Below are 20,145 nucleotides of genomic sequence, written 5' to 3'. Positions count from 1 at the left end.
AGCGGATACCGGGTGCTTCCGGGCCGCTCAGCGGTTGATGACGATGCGGGACGCGGCGGCGCGCTCCAGCCGCACCACGGTGGTCAGGCCGATTCCCTGCAGTTCCACTGACCACTCCTCGGCGCGGCTGAACCCTCCGGGGAAGGCGCGGTCCACTGTTTCGGCGGTCTCCAGATCCACCACCACGGCTCCGGGTTCGGCGATGCCTTCGAGGCGGGCGGCGAGGTTGACGCGCGGACCGAACACGTCACCGTAGCGGGAGAACATGTTGCCCCAGGTCAGCCCCACGCGCACCGCCGGCAGGATGGGGCTGGCGGCGACGGCTTCGGTGATGGACAGGGCGATGCGGACGCCGTCCTCGGGCGTGTCGGCGAGGAACATCATCTCGTCGCCCACGGTCTTGACCACGCGGCCGCCGCCCTCGGAGATGATGTCGCGGCACAGACCCTCGAACTGCTTGATGACGTCAGCAAGCTCGAACCCGTCGATCGACTGGGCAAGCCGGGTGAACTGGACGAGGTCGGCGAAGGCGACGGCGCGCGGCAGCGGAAGCGCCTCGTCGGACCAGGACTCGCCGACGCTGCGGAGGATCTCCGATCCGGCGCGGGCCGTGTAGGACGCCATCTGCCGACGGAAGGCGTAGACGACCTGGCGTTCGAACACGCCGAGGAACTCCGGGGCGCGCTCCAGCATGAGCATGCGGGCCTGAGAGTCGGAGACCTTGCCTCCGGCCTTCGCCTCGTCCACGAGGGCTTCGGTGAGCCACATGGCGAGGCGGCCGGTGTGGAAGCCGAAGCCGCGGGCGAAGTTGACGAACGTGTCCTCGTCGATCTCGCCGTCGGTGACCAGTCGGATGAGCTCGCCGATGGCCTCCGCATCCTCATCGGTGAAGACGGCGATGTCATGATCAATGCCGCCGAACCCCATCCCGCGCCAGTACTTCGCGACCAGGGACTCGGGCAGGCCGTGGAGGGCCTGGAGTTCGCGGGCGGAGTGGGTGCGCGGCCCCTGCAGGAGCACTCGTTCGAGAGCGCCGACGCTCTGGCGGACGCGTGCGAAGCGCCGGTTGAGCTGCTGCGGAATGCTCATCTCCGCGGTGACGGTGGGGACGGCACCGTCACTGGGCTCGGCAGAGCTCATACACCAACGCTCCTCTCGTTCGTATCCGGCACCAGGTGGACGTCCCCGGCGGTGACGGTCGTGCGGGTCCCGTCGACCGCGCAGATGACGAGTCGGCCGACGGAGTCGACGGTCTCGGCGGTGCCGCGGATGGTGGCGGAGCCGGTCTGATCGACCACGTGCACCGCTCGTGAGATCGTGACACATCTCTCACGATAGATCGAGGCCATCTCATCAGCACCCGTCCGAGTCTCCAGACGCTGGACCCAGTGGTCCATGGCTGCGCAGATCGCGCGAGCGATCCGCTCCCGCTCCCCGTCATCAGGACTGCGGCCGATCACCGCCTCAACGGTGCCGGCATTCGCGAGGAGAGGGTCGCCCGCGTCGATTCCGCCGCGCAGGTTCACTCCGACTCCCACGGCGACGCGCTCACCGTCCACGGCCGCGAGGATTCCGGCGAGCTTGCGCCCGTCGGCGTCGAGGACGTCGTTCGGCCATTTGAGCTCGACGGCCGCGCCGACGCTGTCCTCCAGAGCGTCCTGCACCGCGAGCGCCATCGCCAGCGACAGCCAGCCCCACTGGTCCCGTTCGATCCTGGGGCGCAGCACATAGGTGAGGGCGAGGGAGTCGCCGGGTCGGTTCTGCCAGGTGCGTCCCTGTCGGCCCCGGCCGGAGCGCTGATCGAAGGTGGCGACGGCGAACGGTGTGCGGCGGGAGGCGAACGCGTCCTCGCAGACCAGATCGTTGGTGGAGCTCGCCCAGGGGACGAAGGTCAGGCTGGTCGCGTCCACGGCCGCATGGCCCCTTTCTGCTGGTCGGCTGGGGAAGGCACCCGGAGAGAGTAGCGCATCACAGTGCGGAGGCGGGTAGCGTAGGATCCTTGCAGTTCCGGCCGCGCACCAAGGAGTGAGAGTGAACGACGCGTCTCCGACGAATCCCCAGGAGCCCCGAGCCATCACAACGGCTGAGCGGATCGCGGATCTGCAGGAGCGGTACGACACCGCCGTCACCGCCGCCGGCCGGACCGCCGTGGAGAAGCAGCACGCCCGCGGCAAGAAGACCGCTCGCGAGCGCATCACCGACCTCCTGGACGACGGTTCGTTCGTGGAGACCGATCGATTCGTCCGCCACCAGTCCACCGCGTTCGGTCTGGACAACAAGCGCCCCGACGGCGACGGCATCGTCACCGGCTACGGCACCATCGACGGCCGCCAGGTCTGCGTGTACTCCCAGGACTTCACCGTGTTCGGCGGGTCCCTCGGTGAGGCGCACGGCCGCAAGATCATGAAGGTGCAGGACCTCGCTCTGCGCACCGGAGTACCGCTGATCGGCATCCTCGACGGCGGCGGTGCTCGCATCCAGGAAGGGGTGGCGTCCCTGGCCGCCTTCGCCGGCATCATGCGCAACAACACCCGCGCTTCCGGTGTGATCCCGCAGATCTCGCTGATCATGGGCCCCGCGGCGGGCGGTGCCGTGTACTCCCCGGCGCTGACGGACTTCATCGTGATGGTGGAGAAGACCAGCCACATGTTCATCACCGGCCCGGACGTCATCAAGACCGTCACCGGTGAGGACGTCGGCTTCGAGGACCTCGGCGGGGCCCGCACCCACACGTCGAAATCCGGCGTGGCGCACTACATGGCGCCCGATGAGGATGACGCCATCGAGTACGTCAAGGACATCCTGTCGTTCCTGCCGCAGAACACCCTCAGCGATCCGCCGGTGTTCCCGCTGGACACGCCGACGGAGACCACGCAGGAGGACGAGGCGCTGGATTCGCTGGTGCCGGATTCCCCGAACCAGCCGTACGACATGCTCACCGTGATCCGCACCGTGCTGGACGACGGTGACTTCCTCGAAGTGCAGCCGAACTACGCGCAGAACGTGGTCATCGGCTACGGCCGCGTGGAGGGCCAGAGCGTGGGCATCGTGGCGAACCAGCCGTCCCACTTCGCCGGCACCCTCGACATCGACGCCTCCGAGAAGGCCGCGCGGTTCGTCCGCACCTGCGACGCCTTCAACATCCCGGTGCTCACGTTCGTGGACACCCCGGGCTTCCTGCCGGGCACGGATCAGGAGTGGAACGGCATCATCCGCCGCGGCGCGAAGCTGCTGTACGCCTACGCCGAAGCGACGGTTCCGCTGATCACCCTGGTCACCCGCAAGGCCTACGGCGGTGCGTACATCGTGATGGGCTCCAAGGACCTGGGCGCCGATATCAACCTGGCGTGGCCGACCGCGCAGATCGCTGTGATGGGTGCGCAGGGTGCGGTGAACATCCTGCACCGCCGCACGCTCAAGAGCGTGGCGGAGGACGGCGGCGATGTGGAGGCGGAGCGCGCGAAGCTGCAGGGTGAGTTCGAAGAGCGGTTCGCGACCCCGTACCTGGCGGCGGAGCGCGGCTGGATCGACGGCGTCATCGCGCCCCGGGACTCCCGCCTCGAGATCGCGCATGCGCTGCGCCTGCTGCGCACGAAGCGGGACATGCTCCCGACGAAGAAGCACGGGAACATTCCGCTGTGAGCACGCCCGAGTCCGGCGCCCCGCAGGGGCAGGTGGAGGTGTCGCCCGCGGCATCGACCGCGGTGAAGCTCGTGAGCGGTCAGCTCTCCAACGATGAGCTCGCAGCGATCGCCGTGGCTGTCTCCGCGCTGAGCGTGGTGGCGCGCGAGGAAGCGCACCAGCGGGAGCTGGAGTCGCGCTCCGGTGACCGCGGTACGGGCTGGTCCTCCCCGGTGCACCGGGTGCGCGGGGGCCATGCTCTGCGCGGTGAGCGCGGGCCGATGGCCTGGCGGTTCAACCACCGCTGAGCACGTGCGCCGATAGGATCGGTGTCATGACTCACACCATCCCCTCGACCCCGTCCGCCATCGACCGCATCGCCGATTCCTACGTGGAGAAGGCCACCGCCCTGAACCCACTGCTCGCGAGCGGCCTCGGCGTGCCCGGTCATGACCGCGACATGCCGGACCTCTCCCCCGCCGGCCTCGATGCCGAAGCGGATCTCGCCCGCACCACCCTCGCCGACCTCGACGACGCCGAAGCCGCTGCCCGCGACGCCGGCGAAGAGCTCTCCCAGAACGACCGCCTCACGCTCGCCGCGATGCGCGAACGCCTCGGTCTCGACCTGGAGATGCACGAGAAGCTGATCCCGCACTCACAGGTCAACAACATCACCTCCCCCATCCAGGGCCTGCGCGCCGTGTTCGATCAGATGCCCACCACCGGCGACACCGATGCTGAGGCAGTCGAGAACTGGGACGTGATCCGCGAGCGCCTCACGAGGATCCCCGCCGCACTGGAGGGCTTCGCCGAGTCGCTGCGCTTCGCCGCCGACAAGGGCGTGCTCTCCGCTCAGCGCCAGCTGCGGATCGGCGCCGAGGAGGCCCGCGGCTTCGCGGCGGCCGACGGGTTCTTCGCGCAGCTCATCACCCAGGCCCCCAGCAGTGATGAGCAGCTGGCGGCGGGCCTGCGGGACGCCGCCGACCAGGCGCGCGGAGCATACGCGCAGCTCGCGGACGTGCTCGATGAGCTGCACCCGTCGGCCCCCGAGGCCGACGCGGTCGGCGAGGACGCCTACCGCCTGCACTCGCGCGCCTACATCGGCGCCGAGATCGACCTGGAGGACACCTACCGGTGGGGTGTGCGGGAGCTGCTCGGCATCCTCGAGGAGCAGCGGCAGATCGCCGCGCGCATCAACGAGCACTACGGCAACGGTGGCGGCGACGATGTGGACGCCGCCTACGCCAGCCTCAACGAGGACGAGGCATGGCTGGTGCACGGCTCGGACAACCTGAAGGCGTGGATGCAGGAGAAGTCCGATGCGGCGGTGGCCGCCCTCGCCGATGAGCACTTCGACATACCCGAGCAGCTGCACACCCTGGAGTGCATGATCGCCACGACCGGCTCCGGCGGCATCTACTACACGCCGCCGAGCGAGGACCTCACCTCCCGCCCGGGCCGCATGTGGTGGGACGTGCCCGAGGGCGTCACCGCCTTCCACACGTGGAAGGAGACCACGACCGTCTACCACGAGGGCGTTCCGGGCCATCACCTGCAGCTCGGCACGCAGACCATGCAGGCGGGACTGGGCCGCCTCAACCGGTGGCGTGCCCTCATGTGCTGGATCTCCGGCTACGGAGAGGGCTGGGCCCTGTACGCGGAGCGCCTGATGGATGAGCTCGGCTTCCTCGCGGAGGATGCGGAGCGGCTCGGCATGCTCAGCGAGCAGCGGATGCGCGCCGGTCGCGTGGTCCTCGACATCGGCCTCCACACCGGCCGCCCGGTGCCGGAGGAGTTCGGCGGCGGCGAGTGGACCTACGAGAAGGCGTGGGAGTTCATGACCGAGTTCTGGGGCCTCGGTGAGGAGCACCGCCGGTTCGAGCTGCACCGCTACCTCGGCTGGCCGGGCCAGGCGCCGTCCTACAAGGTGGGCCAGCGGGTCTGGGAACGTCTGCGCGCCGAGTCGCCGCTGCCGTCCCGCCAGTTCCATGACCGCACCCTCGCGCTGGGTGCGCTGCCGCTGTCGATCCTCGAAGACGCTGTGAAGGAGATGCGATGACCACCGCACGCCCCGAATCCGTCGGCCCCGCCGGCGGCGAGGAGTTCGAGCCGCTGCTGCTGCTCGCCTCCGCATCCGCCGGCCGCCATGAACTGCTCAGCCGCGCCGGCATCGCGTTCAGTGCCCGCCCCGTGGACCTCGACGAGGGCGCTGTTCTCGCCCGCGCTGTTGAGGCGGCCGACGGGGACCTCCCCGCCGCGGAGCAGGTCCTCGTGCTGGCGCGGGCGAAGGCCGAAGCGGGCCTGGACGCCTCCGACGGCGGCTATGTGGTCCTCGGCTGCGACTCCATGCTGGAGTTCGACGGCGAGGTCATGGGCAAACCCCTGGAGGCCGGGCGCGCCGTGGAGCGCTGGCGGCAGGTGCGGGGGAAGTCCGCGGTGCTGCACACCGGCCACTGGATCGTCGACGACCGCGACCCGGAGGACGGCGGCACCGGCGCCACCATCGGCACGACCGTCTCCACCGAGGTCTCGTTCGCGGACCTCAGCGATGAGGAGATCGACGCGTACGTCGCCACCGGGGAGCCGCTCGGCGTGGCCGGCGGCTTCACCATCGACGGCCGCGGGTCCGCGTTCATCGACTCGATCACCGGTGACCACACCGCGGTGATCGGTCTGTCGATACCGGCGCTGCGTGGCCTGCTCGCGGAGCTGGACCTTCTGGTCAGCGACCTGTGGACCGACCCCGAAGGTTGCTGACAGGTCACTGAGGTGCGCAGGTCAGGTGGGGGTCTCCCCACCTGACCAGGGCCCGCTCACCGATGAACCTGAAGGCGCACGGCGCGCGGCCCACCGGATATGCTTGCTGTCCGACTGGCCCCGCCCGTGCCCCGTTCACGGCCCACTGACCCGTTTCTTCGAAGGAATCGCGAATGTCCCGTCCCTCCGCCTACCGCCCGTTCTCCACGGTCCTCATCGCCAACCGCGGCGAAATCGCCGTGCGGATCGCTCGGGCCTGCCGTGACGCCGGGCTGCGCTCGATCGCCGTCTACTCCGACAGCGATCGCAGCGCCCTGCACACGAAGGTGGCCGACGAGGCGTACGCCCTGGGCGGCACCACCGCCGCCCAGTCGTACCTCGTGGTGGACAAGCTGCTGGACATCGCCCAGCGCTCCGGCGCCGACGCCATCCACCCCGGCTACGGATTCCTCTCCGAACAGGCCGACTTCGCGCAGGCCGTGATGGACGCCGGCATGGTGTGGATCGGCCCACCGCCGCGCGCCATCGAACAGCTCGGCGACAAGGTTAGCGCCCGCCACATCGCCCAGCGCGCCGGTGCCCCGCTCGTCGCCGGCACGAAGGACCCCGTCAAGGGGTCCGATGAGGTCCTCGAGTTCGCGAAGCGCGAAGGCCTCCCCATTGCGATCAAAGCGGCGTTCGGCGGCGGCGGCCGCGGCCTGAAGGTCGCCCGCGAACTCGCCGAAGTGCGCGAACTGTACGACTCCGCCGTCCGTGAAGCGGTCTCCGCGTTCGGCCGCGGCGAATGCTTCGTGGAGCGGTTCCTCGACTCCCCCCGCCACGTGGAGACGCAGTGCCTCGCGGACTCCCACGGCAACGTGCAGGTCGTCTCCACCCGTGACTGCTCCCTTCAGCGCCGCCACCAGAAGCTCGTGGAGGAGGCGCCCGCACCGTTCCTCACCGACAACCAGAACACCCAGCTGGTGGAGGCCTCCCGCGCGATCCTGCGCGAAGCCGACTACGTGGGCGCCGGCACCTGCGAGTTCCTCGTGGGCAAGGACGGCACCATCTCCTTCCTCGAAGTGAACACCCGCCTGCAGGTGGAGCACCCCGTCACCGAAGAGATCACCGGCGTGGACCTGGTGCGCGAGCAGTTCCGCATCGCCGCTGGTGAGAGGATCAGCGAAGAGACCCCGGTCAGCCGCGGCCACTCCTTCGAGTTCCGCATCAACGGTGAGGACGCCGGCCGCGGATTCCTCCCCTCCCCCGGCCCCATCAAGGTGTTCGAAGCACCCAGCGGCCCGGGCGTCCGCGTGGACTCCGGTGTCCGCGCCGGTGATGAGATCTCCGGCCACTTCGACTCCATGCTCGCCAAGCTCATCGTCACCGGCGCCACCCGCCGGGAGGCGCTCGAGCGCTCCCGCCGCGCGCTGGACGAGTTCCGCATCGACGGTCTGCCCACCGTGATGCCGTTCCACCGCCTCGTGGTGGACGATCCGGACTTCGCCCCGCAGAAGGACGACGAGCCGTTCCGCGTCCACACCCGCTGGATCGAGACCGAATGGACCGGCGAGGTCACGCCCGCTCCCCTGCCCGTGCCGGGCGAAGAGGACGAGGGCCGTGAGAACGTGGTCGTGGAGGTCGACGGCCGCCGCGTCGAAGTGTCGCTCCCGGCTTCGCTGCGGGCGCCGCGGACCCCGTCGGCCCAGCGCCGCCGCCGCACCCAGCGCGGCCAGACCGGCCCGGCTGCCGCCTCCGGCAACGCCGTCACCGCCCCCATGCAGGGCACCATCGTCAAGGTGGTCGCCGAAGAGGGACAGTCCGTGGCCGACGGCGACCTGCTCGTGGTGCTCGAGGCGATGAAGATGGAGCAGCCGATCCTCGCCCACCGCAGCGGCGTGGTGAAGAACCTCGACGCGGAGATCGGCGCGACCGTCTCCGCCGGCGCTGTCCTCTGCGAACTCGACGACTGATCGATCTCGGAGGGCCCGTCGGCCCCGGCGGATCCCGGCTGCTCCCCGGTACGATCGGGGCATGACGAACACGCACGACACCGCCCAGCCGTACCGCGATGCCGACGCGGCCGCAGCCGCCATCCGCTCCGCCTCCGGCTTGGAGCGCATCGACCTGTCCCTCACCCTCGGATCCGGCTGGTCCGGTGCCGCCGACCTCATCGGTGACGAAGTGTGGTCCGCGCCTGCGCACTCCATCCCCGGGTTCTCCCGCCCCGCCGTGGACGGCCACACCGGGATGCTCCGCGCCATCCGCGTCACCGGCACCGACGCGATCGCCCTCGTCCTCGGCGCCCGCACCCACCTGTACGAGGGCAGGGGCGTGCCGGCCGTGGTGCACGGCGTGCGCACCGCCGCCGCCCTCGGCGCCCGCACCGCGATCCTCACCAACGGCTGCGGCGGTCTCAACCGCGACTGGCGGCCCGGCACCGCCGTCCTGATCCGCGACCACATCAACTTCTCCGGCGCCACCCCGCTGGTGGGAGCGACGTTCCTCGACCAGACCGAGGCGTACTCGCAGCGCCTGCGGAGCCTCGCTCACCGCATCGACCCGTCCCTGCCGGAGGGCGTGTACATGCAGTTCCACGGCCCCACCTACGAGACGCCCGCCGAGGTGCGCATGGCCGGGGTGGTCGGCGCTGACCTCGTGGGGATGTCCACGGTGCTGGAGACCATCGCGGCCCGAGAGGCCGGCATGGAGGTGCTCGGCATGTCGCTCGTGACGAACCTCGCCGCCGGCATCTCCCCTGAGCCCCTGTCCCACCAGGAGGTCATCGAGGCGGGCCGGGCCGCGGCACCGCGGCTCGCGGACCTGCTGTCGAAGATCACCGTCGGCATCGCCGAAGCCGGCCCCACCACTGAGGAGCGCACCGCATGAGCACCCCCGACCCCGCCCTGCTGGAGCGCGCCCGCACCTGGCTCGCCGACGACCCCAACCCCGCCACCCGGGAATCCCTGGAGTCCCTGATCGACACAGCCGAGAACGGAGACGCGGCCGCCGCTGCCAAGCTGCAGGACGCGTTCGCAGGGATGCTGCAGTTCGGCACCGCGGGCCTGCGCGGCGCCATGGGACCCGGCCCGAACCGCATGAACGACTCCGTCGTGTCCCTCGCCGCCGCCGGCATCGGAGCATGGCTGCGCGAGAGGGTCGGCGATGCCCGCGTGGTGATCGGCTTCGATGCCCGCTGCCACTCCGAGGAGTTCGCGCGCCGCAGCGCCGCCATTCTCACCGCCGCCGGACACCAGACGATGCTGATGCCCGCCGCCTGGCCCACCCCCATCACCGCCTACGCGGTCCGCGCGCTCGATGCGGACGCCGGCATCCAGGTCACCGCCTCCCACAACCCCGCCGCGGACAACGGCTACAAGGTGTACCTCGGCGGCCGCGCCACCAGCGCAGAGGGCCGCGGGGTGCAGATCGTGCCGCCGGTCGATGCGGAGATCGCCGCGCAGATCGCCGCAGTCGAATCCGTCTCATCGATCCCTGTCGCCGAATCCGGCTGGACCACGCTCGGCGGCGATGTGCAGGGCGAGTACGTGCAGGCGATCCAGCAGGTCCTCACCCCGGGCGGACCCCGCGATGTCAGCATCGTGCACACCTCCATGCACGGGGTCGGCCACGACACGGTGATGACCGCGCTGTCCCAGGCCGGGTTCCTGACCGTGCATGCCGTGGGGGCGCAGGCGGACCCCGACCCGGACTTCCCCACCGTGGATTTCCCGAACCCGGAGGAGCCCGGCGCGATCGACCTCGCGCTGGAGCAGGCGCGCCGCGTGGGCGCCGACCTCGTGATCGCGAACGACCCGGACGCTGACCGGTGCGCTGTGGCGGTCCCGGACCCGCGGCTCGGCGACTGGCGGATGCTGACCGGTGATGAGCTCGGTGCCCTGCTCGGCTTCGCACTGCTGCGCCGCACCACCGAGAGCAGCGTGTACGCCAACTCGATCGTGTCCTCCCGCCTGCTCGCCGCCATCGCCGACGGCGCGGAGGTGAAGTCAGCGCAGACCCTGACCGGGTTCAAGTGGATCGCCCGCACCGAGGACCTCGCCTTCGGGTACGAAGAGGCGATCGGCTACTGCGTGCTGCCGGACGTGGTGCGCGACAAGGACGGCATCTCAGCGGCGCTCGCCATCGCGGAGCTGGCCGCCGAGGTGAAGGCCGACGGGTCCTCCCTGATCGGTGTGCTCGATGCCCTGGCCCGCCACTGCGGGCTGTTCGCCACGTCGCAGGTCTCGCTGCGGGTGACGGATCTCGATGAGCTGGGAGCGATGATGGCGCGGCTGCGGCAGAATCCGCCCGCGCAGCTGAACGGCTGCCCGGTGACGGTGACGGACCTCGCCGGCGGCACCGGCCCCGGCGAAGCGGGCGGCGGTGTACCCGCGGGCCTGCCGCCGACGGATGCCGTGGTGCTGCTCGCGGAGGACCGCTCCCGCATCATCGTGCGGCCCTCCGGGACGGAGCCGAAGCTGAAGTGCTACCTGGAGGCTGTGGAGGACGTCGCCCCCGATGCCTCCTTCGAGGACCTCACCGGCGCCCACCAGCGCGCTCAGCGGACGCTGACGGCGCTGGCGGGCGAGATCCGCCAGGTGCTCGGGGTTCAGTAGCCGTTCGCCTGCGACTCCTCGGTGATGCTCTCGGTCTCACCACCGAGGCCGGCGCCGCCGGCCTGCTGACCGCCGGCCGCCTCCTCGAGGATGGCGGCGGAGCCGGACAGGCCCAGACGGTTCGCGCCGGCGGCGATCATCTCGCGCGCCGCAGCGAGGGTGCGGATCCCGCCGGAGGCCTTCACACCGAGGTCCTCGCCGACGGTGTCGCGCATCAGACGCACCGCGTGGGCGCTGGCGCCGCCGGCGGGGTGGAACCCAGTGGAGGTCTTCACGAAGTCGGCGCCGGCGTTCTTCGCGGCCCGGCAGGAGGCGACGATCTGCTCATCGCTCAGCGCCGCCGATTCGATGATGACCTTGAGGACGGCGCCGGGGATCGCGTCGCGGACGGCGCGGATCTCCGCTTCGGTGAAGTCGGCATCGCCGGCGGCGGCCCGGCCCACGTTGATCACCATGTCGACTTCGTCAGCACCGTTGTCGACGGCGAGCTTCGCCTCGGCGGCCTTGACCTCGGGGGCGTGCTGGCCCGACGGGAAGCCGCACACGGTCGCCACGTGCACGGTGGTGTCGATCGGCAGCATCGACGGGGACACGCAGATCGAGTAGGTGCCGAGCTGTTCGGCTTCACGGGCGAGGGCGGCGGCGTCGGCCGGGCTGGACTCGGGCTTCAGCAGGGTGTGGTCGATCAGCTGGGCGAGTTCGCTCGACGTGAGGGCGGAGGCGTCAGGGGCGGTGGTTGTCACGTTGTCGTTCATACGCGTCATTCTCGCACGCGCCTACACTGGGGCATCGTGAACACTGAGCCCCCAGCCGCCGCGGTCCGCCGCATCGTCCTGCTCGCGGGACCCTCCGGCAGCGGCAAGGGCCGCCTCGGCGCCCTCGCCGGCATCCCCCTGGTCCAGCTGGACGACTTCTACCGAGACGGCGACGAGCCGGGCCTGCCGCAGCGCTTCGGCATCGTGGACTGGGACCACCCCGCCTCCTGGAAGGGCGACGACGCCCTCCAGGCACTGATCGCGCTCTGCCACGAGGACTCGGTCCGGATCCCCACCTACTCCATTCCCCGCAGTGCCCGCACCGGCACGCAGACCATCCGCGCCGCCGGCTTCCCGATCGTGCTGGCCGAGGGCGTCTTCGCCGCGGAACTCGTGGAGCCGCTGCAGAGGCTCGGTCTGCTGGCCGACGGGATCGTCCTCGACCGCCCCACCGCCCTCGTGACGGGCCTGCGGGTGGCGCGCGATGTGCGGGAGCGCCGCAAACCGCTGCCGACGATCATGCGCCGCGCCGTCGGCCTCGCCCGGTCCCAGAAGACCGATGTGGCGACCTGGGCGAGCAAGGGGCTGCGGCCCCTCGGCTTTCGGGACGCGCTCACCCGGGTGCGGGCGCTGATGACCGCCGCCGACGCTCAGACGGAGCGCGCGGGCCGGACCGAGCAGGTGGCCGAGCCGCCGGTGATCACCGTGTCCGCGGTGTGCTTCACGCACTTCACTCCCCCGGGGCCCGGTGTGCCGAACGGTCAGTGGCGCCTCTTCAGCGTCCGCAAGAAGGGCACGGACCGCTTCATGCAGCCCGGCGGCAAACCGGAGCCGGGTGAGACCGCTGTGCAGGCAGCGGTGCGGGAAGTGAAGGAGGAACTGAACATCTCGCTCGCCCCGCACCAGCTGGTGGAACTGGGCTCGCACCGCACCATGGCGGCCAACGAAGCGGGGCATGCCCTGGAGGGGACGGTGTTCCTCGCTCCGCAGGTGCACAACCCTACGGACATGGCGATCCGCGCGGAGCTCGAAGAGGCCCGCTGGATCGACATCGAGAACCCGTCGGACGACGTCCCGATCGCCCCGCTGATGCGGGAGTTCATCCTCCCTGCCCTGCGCGAGCGCCTGCGCTGACTCGCCGGCCGGTTCCCGCCCTCAGGCGATGCGGTCGAGGATGCGGCTGGGCAGCGGGAACTCCTCGGCCCCCGCATCGATCATGAAGGCGCCTGCAATCGCTTCCTCGGCGCGGCTGAACTTCTCCGGCATGTTCGTCTGCATCCGGGCGATGACCTCGCCCTTCGTCACCCGCTGACCGAGGGTGCGCATCAGCCGCACACCGGCCTCGTGCTGCACCGGGGCGCCCGGGGTGGAGCGACCCGCGCCGAGGCGCCACGCCGCCACCCCCACCTTCAGCGAGTCGATATCGGTGATGACCCCGTCGGCCTCCGCCACCACATCGGTGAACTCCGCCGCCTGCGGCAGCGGGGCGTCCACGTCCCCGCCCTGGGCGGTGATCATGGCGCGCCACGTGTCCATCGCGCGGCCGTCCTGCAGCGCAGCCTCCACATCGACGTCGCTCTTTCCGGCGGCGGCGAGCATCTCGCGGGCGAGCGCAACGGTCAGCTCCACCACGTCGGCGGGGCCGCCGCCCTGCAGCACCTCCAGGCTCTCCTCCACCTCGATGGCGTTGCCGGCGGTGAGGCCGAGCGGGGCGGACATGTCCGTCAGCAGCGCCACGGTCCGCACGCCGGCGTCCGTGCCGAGGTCCACCATGGTGCGGGCGAGCTCGCGCGCGTCCGCCTCATCACGCATGAACGCACCGGCACCGGTCTTCACATCGAGGGTGAGGGCGGCGGTGCCCTCCGCGATCTTCTTCGACATGATCGAGGAGGCGATCAGCGGGATCGAGTCGACGGTGCCGGTGACGTCCCGCAGCGCGTACAGGCGCTTGTCGGCGGGGGCGAGCCCGGAACCGGCGGCGCAGATCACGGCACCGACCTCGCGCAGCTGAGCGAAGAACTCCTCGTTGGTGAGGTCGGCGCGCCAGCCGGGAATGGATTCGAGCTTGTCGAGTGTGCCGCCGGTGTGGCCGAGGCCGCGGCCGGACAGCTGCGGCACGGCGGCGCCGAAGCTGGCGACCAGGGGCGCGAGAGGCAGCGTGATCTTGTCGCCCACGCCGCCGGTGGAGTGCTTGTCCGTGGTGGGGGCGCCGAGGCCCTCGAAGCTCATGGTCTCGCCCGAGTCGATCATGGCGCGGGTCCAGTGGGCGATCTCAGCACGGTCCATCCCCTGCAGGCAGATCGCCATCGCCAGCGACGCCATCTGCGAATCGGCCATGTGGCCGCGGGCATAGGCGTCGATGGTCCAGGCGATCTGCTCGGGGGTGAGGGTTCCGCCGAAGCGCTTGGCGCGGATGATGTCGACGGCGTCGAACTGTTCGGTCATGAGGGGTCTCCTTCGGTGCGGCGCTCCGCGGCGGCGGGGCCAGCAGGGTCGGCGGCGGCGGGGTCGTCGAGGTCGGCGGGGCCGAACGCCTGCGGCAGCACCGCATCGAGGGTGCGCTCCCCCAGCGGGGTGAGGATCCGGAACTGCGGCGACGCATGCTCGGCGAGCAGCTGGCGGCAGCGGCCGCACGGCATGATGACCGCCCCATCGCCGTTGACGCACACGAACTTCTCCAGCTTCCCGCCGCCACCGGCGATGAGCTCGGAGACCAGTCCGCATTCCGCGCAGAGCGTCACGCCGTAGCCGGCGTTCTCCACGTTGCATCCGGTGACGGTGCGCCCGTCGTCGGCGAGCCCCGCCGCGCCCACCCTGAAGCCCGAGTAGGGGGCGTAGGCGCGCTGAGCGACGTCGCAAGCGGAATCCAGCAGGGCGTCGAACCCTGCGGTCTGCGCCGTCGGCCCTGTCGTCTCCGTCGGTTCCGTCGGTCCCGCCGGGGTGGGGGTGTCCATGCGTTGACTCCGTTCGGCAGCGGTGCGGGCGCTGAGGGTGCCGGCGCCCGCTCGAGCGGTCACGATGACCGGGTGGCGGTCACTTGATGTAGGGCTTGCCGTCGGCGGCGGGGACGCGCACGCGGCCCACGAAGCCGGCCACGGCCAGCAGCGTCACGATGTACGGGAGCATGTTCAGGAACTCCGAGGGCACCGTGAACTTCTCCACGCCCGCCGGCAGCGGCGAGGAGGAGAGGATGCCGAGGTTCTGCTGCAGGGCGGTCGCGAACGCGAAGAACAGCGCCGCCATCGCCGCGCCCACCGGGTGGTAGCGGCCCAGGATCATCGCCGCGAGCGCAATGTATCCCTTGCCGGCGGAGATCTCCTGCGTGAACGCCACATTGGTGCCGACCGTGAGAGTGGCACCGCCGAGACCGGCGATCGCGGAGCCGAGCAGCACGTTCGACCAGCGGGTGCGGGCCACGTTGATGCCGACGGTGTCCGCCGCCTGCGGATGCTCACCGACGCTGCGGACCCGCAGCCCCCACCGGGTGCGGAAAAGGGCGACGGTGCAGACTGCGACGATGACCCACATGAGGTACACGAGGATGTTCTGGCTGAACAGCATCGGGCCGATCAGGGGGATGTCCGCCAGCACGGGGATCCGCAGCTCGGGCAGGCGCAGCGGCACGTTGTACCGCTCGGCCTGCGGCTTCAGCACCGCCCCGTAGAAGAAGCTGGTCAGGCCGACCGCCAGCACGTTCAGCACCACGCCGACGATGATCTGCTGCACGTGGTATCCGACTGCGAACAGTGCCAGCAGTGCACCCATCACGAGCGCGACGAGCGGGGCGGCGAGCATGCCGATCCAGGGGCTGCCCGTCATGGAGCCGACCACGGCGGCGCCGAAGGCACCGAACAGCAGCTGGCCCTCGATCGCGATGTTGATGACGCCGGCGCGTTCGGACAGCACACCGGACAGGGCGCCGAACACCAGCGGCACGGCGAGTCCGAGGGTGGCCTTCAGCAGGAACTCGATGTTCAGGGACTGGGCTGCGACGGTCCACACGAGGAACGCGACGGCGAACAGCACACCGAAGCCGACCTGCAGCGCGGGCTTCGCGAAGCGCGGCCAGGTGCGGTTGGTGGCCTGCATGAACCAGGCGAAGCCGGCGAGGGCCAGCAGCACCATCGACAGCACGATCGCGGTGGGCACCGACGGCACCGTGATCTCCGTGGGGATGCCCATGGAGGTGAACATGGAGTCGTGCGCGATGGTGAAGTGGGAGTCCTGGCCGCGGACTCCGCCGATGCCGAACACCAGCAGGGACACCAGGGCGAAGAAGGTGAGGGCGGCCGGCATCTTCCACCAGCCGGGCAGGCGGCCCTTGGCTTCGGTGAGGCGGACCTCGGAGTCCCCGGTGGTGATGGGGGCGCGGCTGACTGCGGTCGAGTTCATCTCAGGCCTCCTTGGCGGCCGCGGTGCGGCGGGGACGGGTCAGCAGGTTCAGGCCGGACATGCGGCGCACCAGCGGCGGGGCCGCGATGAACAGCACCACGAGCGCCTGGATGACGGCGACGAGGTCGATGGGCACGCCCTGGCCCTCCATGTAGCGGCCGCCGGTGGACAGCCCGGCGAACAGGATGCCGGCCAGGATGATGCCGACGGGTCCGGAGCGGCCCAGCAGGGCCACGGTGATGGCGTCGAAGCCGATGCTGCCGGCGATGCCGTCGTTGAGGGAATGTTCGGTGCCGAGCACGTTGACGGCGCCGCCGAGGCCGACGAGGCCACCGGCGATCAGCATCACGAGGAAGCTGGAGGTGCCCACGCTGATGCCGGCGACCTGTGCGGCGCGGGGGTTCTCGCCGACCGCGCGGAAGCGGAAGCCGAGGGTGGAGCGGGACATCAGCCACCACAGGAACAGGGCCGCCAGCAGCATGATGACGAAGCCGAGGTGGAGGCGGAACTGGTCGCCGAGCAGGCGCGGCAGCATCGCGGTGGCCTTCACCTGCGGGGACTGCGGGGTGAGCACGTTGGGTGCGCGGAACGCGGCCGTGGTGAGGAGCCAGGCGAGCAGGTTCACCGCGATCCAGTTCAGCATGATCGTGGTGATCACTTCGTTGGCGTCGAAGCGGGCCTTGAGGAAGCCGGCGATGCCGCCCCAGAGCCCACCGGCGGCGATGCCGGCGGCCAGCGCCGCGATCAGGTGGATCACCGGGGGCAGGGACAGGCCGAAGCCCACCCAGGCGGCGGCTGCGGAGCCGACGATCAGCTGGCCGGTGCCGCCGATGTTGAACAGGCCGGCGCGGAAGCCGACCGCCATGCCGAGCGCGGCGATGATCAGCGGGGTCGCGACCGTGAGGGTTTCGATGAGGCGGTTCCACGCCTGGGTGGAGGTCCTCGCCCTGTAGTCGTACACGGCGCCGCGGAAGAGCGCGTCGTACGCGGAGACGATGGCGTCCCACGAGGCGCGGAAGAAGTCGGAGGGGCGGGCGAACAGGTACGTGGCGGACTGGCGGACGTCCTCGTTGGAGATGAGGATCAGCACGGCGCTGATCAGGAACGCGAACACGAACGCCATGATCACCACGGGGATCTCGCTGCGCCCGATGCGGGCGGCGAGCGTGGGGGTGTTCTCGTTCTCAGCAGTGGGGGCGCTCACGCGATGTCTCCTTCGGCGGCGAGTTCTTCGTTGGCGAGGGTGCTGCCGGAGGCGACTTCGGCGCGGGCCGCTTCAGCGGTGTAGCCGGCCATCATCAGGCCGAGCACTTCGCGGGATTCGTCTCCGGGCACGATGCCGAGGATGCGGCCGCGGTACATGACCGCGATGCGGTCGGACAGCTGGCTGATCTCGTCGAGCTCCGTGGAGACGATGATGACGGGGGTTCCTTCGCTGCGGGCCGCGATGATGCGGCGGTGCAGGAACTCGATGGAGCCGACGTCCACGCCGCGGGTGGGCTGGGCGGCGATGAACAGGGAGAGGTCGCGGCTGAGCGCGCGCGACATCACGACCTTCTGCTGGTTGCCGCCGGACAGGGAGCCGACGGGTGAGTCCGTGCCGGAGGTGCGGATGTCGAACTCCTCGACCTGCTCCTGGGCGTGCTTGCGGATGCGCGGCAGCCGCAGGGAGAGGGCGGAGCCGAAGGGGCGGCGGTTGTGCTGGTCGAGCACGAGGTTCTCGGCGACGCTGAAGGAGCTGATGAGGGCGTCGTGCGTGCGGTCCTCGGGGACGAACCCGACCCCGGCGTCCAGCACCTGCTTGGTGGAGCGGCCCACCAGTTCGGTGCTGCCGAGGCGGATGGAGCCCCACACGTTCTTCTGCAGGCCCATGATCGCTTCGGTGAGCTCGGTCTGGCCGTTGCCCTGCACTCCGGCGATGCCGAGGATCTCCCCTTCGCGGACGTCGAAGGAGACGTTGTCGACGGTGCGCAGCCCGGCGTCGTCCACCACGGTGAGGTCGCGCACGCTGACGGCGGTCTCCCCCGTCGGCGCCTCCTCCTTGTCGAACTGGAGGGCGACGCTGCGGCCCACCATCAGGTTCGCCAGTTCGGACTGCTCCGCGGACGGGTCGGCGGTGCCGACGATCCTGCCGCGGCGGATCACGGTGATGCGGTCGGCGACGGCGCGCACTTCGCGCAGCTTGTGGGTGATGAACACGATGGAGGTGCCCTCGTCCCGCAGCTGCTTCATGATCTGCATGAGCTCGTCGGTCTCCTGCGGGGTGAGCACCGCGGTGGGCTCATCGAGCACGAGGACTTCGGCGCGGCGGGACAGCGCTTTGATGATCTCCACACGCTGCTGCGCACCGACGGGGAGGTCCTCGACCACGGAGTCGGGGTTGATGTCGAAGCCGAACCGTTCGGAGATCTCCCGCACCTTCGCGCGGGCGGTCGCCATGTCCAGCATGGGGCCCTTCGTGGGTTCGTGGCCCAGTGCGACGTTCTCCGCGACGGTGAACACGGGCACCAGCATGAAGTGCTGGTGGACCATGCCGATGCCGGCGGCCATGGCGTCGCCGGGGCCGCTGAAGCTGACGGGCTTCCCGTCGAGCAGGATGCGGCCGCCGTCGGGCTGGTACAGCCCGTACAGAACGTTCATCAGGGTGGATTTTCCGGCGCCGTTCTCGCCGAGCAGGGAGTGGATCTCCCCGGGTTCGACCACCAGGTCGATGCTGTCGTTGGCGGTGAACGAACCGAAACGCTTCGTGATGCCCTGCAGTTCGAGTTTCACGGTCTCCTGCTCCTTGCGCGGCCGTCGTCGGCGGTCAGAAGGCCGACGGGTCCCGAAGAACCCGTCGGCCGGTGATGGTGATGATCAGGGGATCACTTCGGGGAGGACGGGGAGTCGACCGTGACCTTGCCGTCGATGATGTCCTGCTTCAGCGAGTCGATCTCCTTCTTCAGGTCCGCGGGGACCTTGGAGTCGAAGTCGTAGAAGGGGGCCAGCGACACGCCCTCGTTCTCCAGGGTGCCCACGTACGGCTCGTTGGAGAACTTGCCGGCCATGTCGGCAGCGGCGACGTCCTCAACAGCGGGGGCGATGCCCTTCATCACGGAGGTGAGGATGACCTCCTTGGAGTCCGGGTTCGTCTTGACGCCGTCGGCGTCCACCCAGATCACCTTGGTGCCGTCGTGCTCCTTCGCGGCGGCGAGGGTGCCGGCGCCGACGGGGCCCGCGACCGGCATGATGATGTCGGCCTTCTGGCTGATGAAGCCTTCGGTCAGGGTCTTGCCCTTGGTCTGATCCTCGAAGTCGCCGGAGAAGGAGCCGTCCTGCTTGTCCTTGTTCCAGCCGAGCACCTTGACGTCGGTGCCGTGGACCTCGTTGTACTTGGCGACGCCGTCCACGAAGCCGTCCATGAAGATGGTGACCGAGGGGATCTTCATACCGCCGTAGGTGGCGACCACGCCGGTCTCTGACATGCCGGCGGCGAGGTAGCCGGCCAGGTAGGAGGCCTGGGCGGTGTCGAAGAGGATCGGCTTGACGTTTTCGACTTCGATCGGGTTGCCGTCGGAGTCGAGGGCCGGGGAGTCGATGATGGCGTAGTGCGCATCGGGGTTGGCCTTCGCCGCGGTGGCGGTGGAGCCGGCCAGGAGGAAGCCGACCGTGTAGGTCAGGGTGCAGCCCTGGTTGAGCATGTTCTGCAGGTTCGGCTGGAAGTCAGCCGGGGAGGAGGACTCGGCGGTCTGGATCTCCGCACCGGTCTGGTCCTTGATGGCGACGAGGCCGTCGTGGCCGGACTCGTTGAAGGACTTGTCGTCGAAGCCGCCCTGGTCGGAGACCATGCAGGCCTTGTAGTCCTTGGGGGCGCTGCTGTCGCCACCGGCGCCCTTCTGCTCTTCGGGTGGTGCGCCACAGGCGCTGAGAAGGAGCGCTCCGGCTCCGAGGATAGCCGCTGCGCGGGCTGCCGTTGACTTCATGGGGATCCTCCAACGACACGGGGGTCGGGTCAGGGGTCGGGGCCGGGCTCCGATGCCAGGCGC

General features: G+C 70.2%; 17 protein-coding genes. 8 read left to right on the top strand and 9 right to left on the bottom strand.

The features are described 5' to 3' along the window. Positions 1 to 27 precede the first annotated feature (27 nt). On the bottom strand, positions 28 to 1,140 hold the full coding sequence (locus FHX50_RS01010) for an adenylate/guanylate cyclase domain-containing protein (RefSeq protein WP_183373615.1): 1,113 nt from the start codon (positions 1,138 to 1,140) through the stop codon (positions 28 to 30). Next, the gene (locus FHX50_RS01005) at positions 1,137 to 1,910 is read right to left on the bottom strand and encodes a biotin--[acetyl-CoA-carboxylase] ligase (protein WP_183373614.1); all 774 of its coding nucleotides are present in this window, start codon (positions 1,908 to 1,910) and stop codon (positions 1,137 to 1,139) included. Before FHX50_RS01005 ends, FHX50_RS01010 begins: the two co-directional genes overlap by 4 nt. A 121-nt stretch (positions 1,911 to 2,031) precedes the next feature. Here FHX50_RS01005 and FHX50_RS01000 point away from each other — a divergent pair, with 121 nt between their 5' ends. From FHX50_RS01000 to FHX50_RS00970, 7 genes are all read left to right on the top strand, one after another. Continuing rightward, positions 2,032 to 3,642, top strand: coding sequence for a carboxyl transferase domain-containing protein (locus tag FHX50_RS01000; RefSeq protein WP_183373613.1), 1,611 nt, complete (start codon positions 2,032 to 2,034; stop codon positions 3,640 to 3,642). Further along, entirely contained in the window at positions 3,639 to 3,929 is a 291-nt protein-coding gene (locus tag FHX50_RS00995) for a hypothetical protein (protein ID WP_183373612.1), read from the top strand. Before FHX50_RS01000 ends, FHX50_RS00995 begins: the two co-directional genes overlap by 4 nt. Positions 3,930 to 3,955: 26 nt before the next feature. Continuing rightward, on the top strand, positions 3,956 to 5,680 hold the full coding sequence (locus tag FHX50_RS00990; RefSeq protein WP_183373611.1) for a DUF885 domain-containing protein: 1,725 nt from the start codon (positions 3,956 to 3,958) through the stop codon (positions 5,678 to 5,680). After that, positions 5,677 to 6,378 carry a Maf family protein gene (locus tag FHX50_RS00985; protein WP_183373610.1) on the top strand — a complete coding sequence of 234 codons (702 nt, stop codon included), beginning with the start codon at positions 5,677 to 5,679 and terminating at the stop codon, positions 6,376 to 6,378. The genes FHX50_RS00990 and FHX50_RS00985 overlap by 4 nt, the downstream gene beginning before the upstream one ends. Before the next feature lie 173 nt (positions 6,379 to 6,551). Next, complete coding sequence (locus FHX50_RS00980; RefSeq protein ID WP_183373609.1) at positions 6,552 to 8,330, top strand: acetyl/propionyl/methylcrotonyl-CoA carboxylase subunit alpha; 1,779 nt, start codon at positions 6,552 to 6,554, stop codon at positions 8,328 to 8,330. Positions 8,331 to 8,391: 61 nt separating this feature from the next. Further along, complete coding sequence (locus FHX50_RS00975; RefSeq protein ID WP_183373608.1) at positions 8,392 to 9,246, top strand: purine-nucleoside phosphorylase; 855 nt, start codon at positions 8,392 to 8,394, stop codon at positions 9,244 to 9,246. Then, positions 9,243 to 10,973, top strand: a complete 1,731-nt coding sequence (locus FHX50_RS00970) for a phospho-sugar mutase (RefSeq protein ID WP_183373607.1) — start codon at positions 9,243 to 9,245, stop codon at positions 10,971 to 10,973. Before FHX50_RS00975 ends, FHX50_RS00970 begins: the two co-directional genes overlap by 4 nt. Here the strand turns inward: FHX50_RS00970 and deoC are convergent. Beyond that, positions 10,967 to 11,728 carry a deoxyribose-phosphate aldolase gene (gene deoC, locus FHX50_RS00965; RefSeq protein WP_183373606.1) on the bottom strand — a complete coding sequence of 254 codons (762 nt, stop codon included), beginning with the start codon at positions 11,726 to 11,728 and terminating at the stop codon, positions 10,967 to 10,969. The genes FHX50_RS00970 and deoC overlap by 7 nt on opposite strands. A 36-nt stretch (positions 11,729 to 11,764) precedes the next feature. On the opposite strand from deoC, the gene FHX50_RS11960 reads away from it, so the two are divergent. After that, the gene (locus FHX50_RS11960) at positions 11,765 to 12,862 is read left to right on the top strand and encodes an NUDIX domain-containing protein (protein WP_183373605.1); all 1,098 of its coding nucleotides are present in this window, start codon (positions 11,765 to 11,767) and stop codon (positions 12,860 to 12,862) included. A 21-nt stretch (positions 12,863 to 12,883) separates the two neighbouring features. Here FHX50_RS11960 and FHX50_RS00955 read toward each other — a convergent pair whose 3' ends face one another. The 6 genes from FHX50_RS00955 to FHX50_RS00930 form a co-directional block, all read right to left on the bottom strand. Beyond that, a complete protein-coding gene (locus FHX50_RS00955) occupies positions 12,884 to 14,173 on the bottom strand; it encodes a thymidine phosphorylase (RefSeq protein ID WP_183373604.1) in 1,290 nt (429 codons plus the stop codon). Continuing rightward, on the bottom strand, positions 14,170 to 14,682 hold the full coding sequence (locus FHX50_RS00950) for a cytidine deaminase (protein WP_183373603.1): 513 nt from the start codon (positions 14,680 to 14,682) through the stop codon (positions 14,170 to 14,172). The genes FHX50_RS00955 and FHX50_RS00950 overlap by 4 nt, the downstream gene beginning before the upstream one ends. Before the next feature lie 79 nt (positions 14,683 to 14,761). Next, the gene (locus FHX50_RS00945) at positions 14,762 to 16,120 is read right to left on the bottom strand and encodes an ABC transporter permease (protein ID WP_183373602.1); all 1,359 of its coding nucleotides are present in this window, start codon (positions 16,118 to 16,120) and stop codon (positions 14,762 to 14,764) included. A gap of 1 nt (position 16,121) precedes the next feature. Then, positions 16,122 to 17,324 (bottom strand): ABC transporter permease subunit, encoded by a 1,203-nt coding sequence (locus FHX50_RS00940; protein WP_239376019.1) that lies wholly within the window; start codon positions 17,322 to 17,324, stop codon positions 16,122 to 16,124. After that, positions 17,321 to 18,892 carry an ABC transporter ATP-binding protein gene (locus tag FHX50_RS00935; RefSeq protein WP_183373601.1) on the bottom strand — a complete coding sequence of 524 codons (1,572 nt, stop codon included), beginning with the start codon at positions 18,890 to 18,892 and terminating at the stop codon, positions 17,321 to 17,323. The genes FHX50_RS00940 and FHX50_RS00935 overlap by 4 nt, the downstream gene beginning before the upstream one ends. Positions 18,893 to 18,984: 92 nt before the next feature. Continuing rightward, positions 18,985 to 20,082, bottom strand: a complete 1,098-nt coding sequence (locus FHX50_RS00930; protein WP_183373600.1) for a BMP family lipoprotein — start codon at positions 20,080 to 20,082, stop codon at positions 18,985 to 18,987. Positions 20,083 to 20,145 lie beyond the last annotated feature (63 nt).

The organism is Helcobacillus massiliensis, from assembly GCF_014191425.1.
GTDB classification, from domain to species: Bacteria; Actinomycetota; Actinomycetes; order Actinomycetales; family Dermabacteraceae; genus Helcobacillus; species Helcobacillus massiliensis.
Note: the sequence above shows the minus strand (reverse complement) of the source record. Positions and strands in the feature narration are given on the sequence as shown.

Bases quoted from the DNA above. Each gene is read 5' to 3' on its own strand.
- FHX50_RS00950 (WP_183373603.1), bottom strand. From the start codon at position 14,682: ATGGACACCCCCACCCCGGCGGGACCGACGGAACCGACGGAGACGACA.
- FHX50_RS00990 (WP_183373611.1), top strand. From the start codon at position 3,956: ATGACTCACACCATCCCCTCGACCCCGTCCGCCATCGACCGCATCGCC.
- FHX50_RS00975 (WP_183373608.1), top strand. From the start codon at position 8,392: ATGACGAACACGCACGACACCGCCCAGCCGTACCGCGATGCCGACGCG.
- FHX50_RS00985 (WP_183373610.1), top strand. From the start codon at position 5,677: ATGACCACCGCACGCCCCGAATCCGTCGGCCCCGCCGGCGGCGAGGAG.
- FHX50_RS00945 (WP_183373602.1), bottom strand. From the start codon at position 16,120: ATGAACTCGACCGCAGTCAGCCGCGCCCCCATCACCACCGGGGACTCC.
- FHX50_RS00980 (WP_183373609.1), top strand. From the start codon at position 6,552: ATGTCCCGTCCCTCCGCCTACCGCCCGTTCTCCACGGTCCTCATCGCC.
- FHX50_RS01010 (WP_183373615.1), bottom strand. From the start codon at position 1,140: ATGAGCTCTGCCGAGCCCAGTGACGGTGCCGTCCCCACCGTCACCGCG.
- deoC (WP_183373606.1), bottom strand. From the start codon at position 11,728: ATGAACGACAACGTGACAACCACCGCCCCTGACGCCTCCGCCCTCACG.
- FHX50_RS00930 (WP_183373600.1), bottom strand. From the start codon at position 20,082: ATGAAGTCAACGGCAGCCCGCGCAGCGGCTATCCTCGGAGCCGGAGCG.
- FHX50_RS00970 (WP_183373607.1), top strand. From the start codon at position 9,243: ATGAGCACCCCCGACCCCGCCCTGCTGGAGCGCGCCCGCACCTGGCTC.
- FHX50_RS00955 (WP_183373604.1), bottom strand. From the start codon at position 14,173: ATGACCGAACAGTTCGACGCCGTCGACATCATCCGCGCCAAGCGCTTC.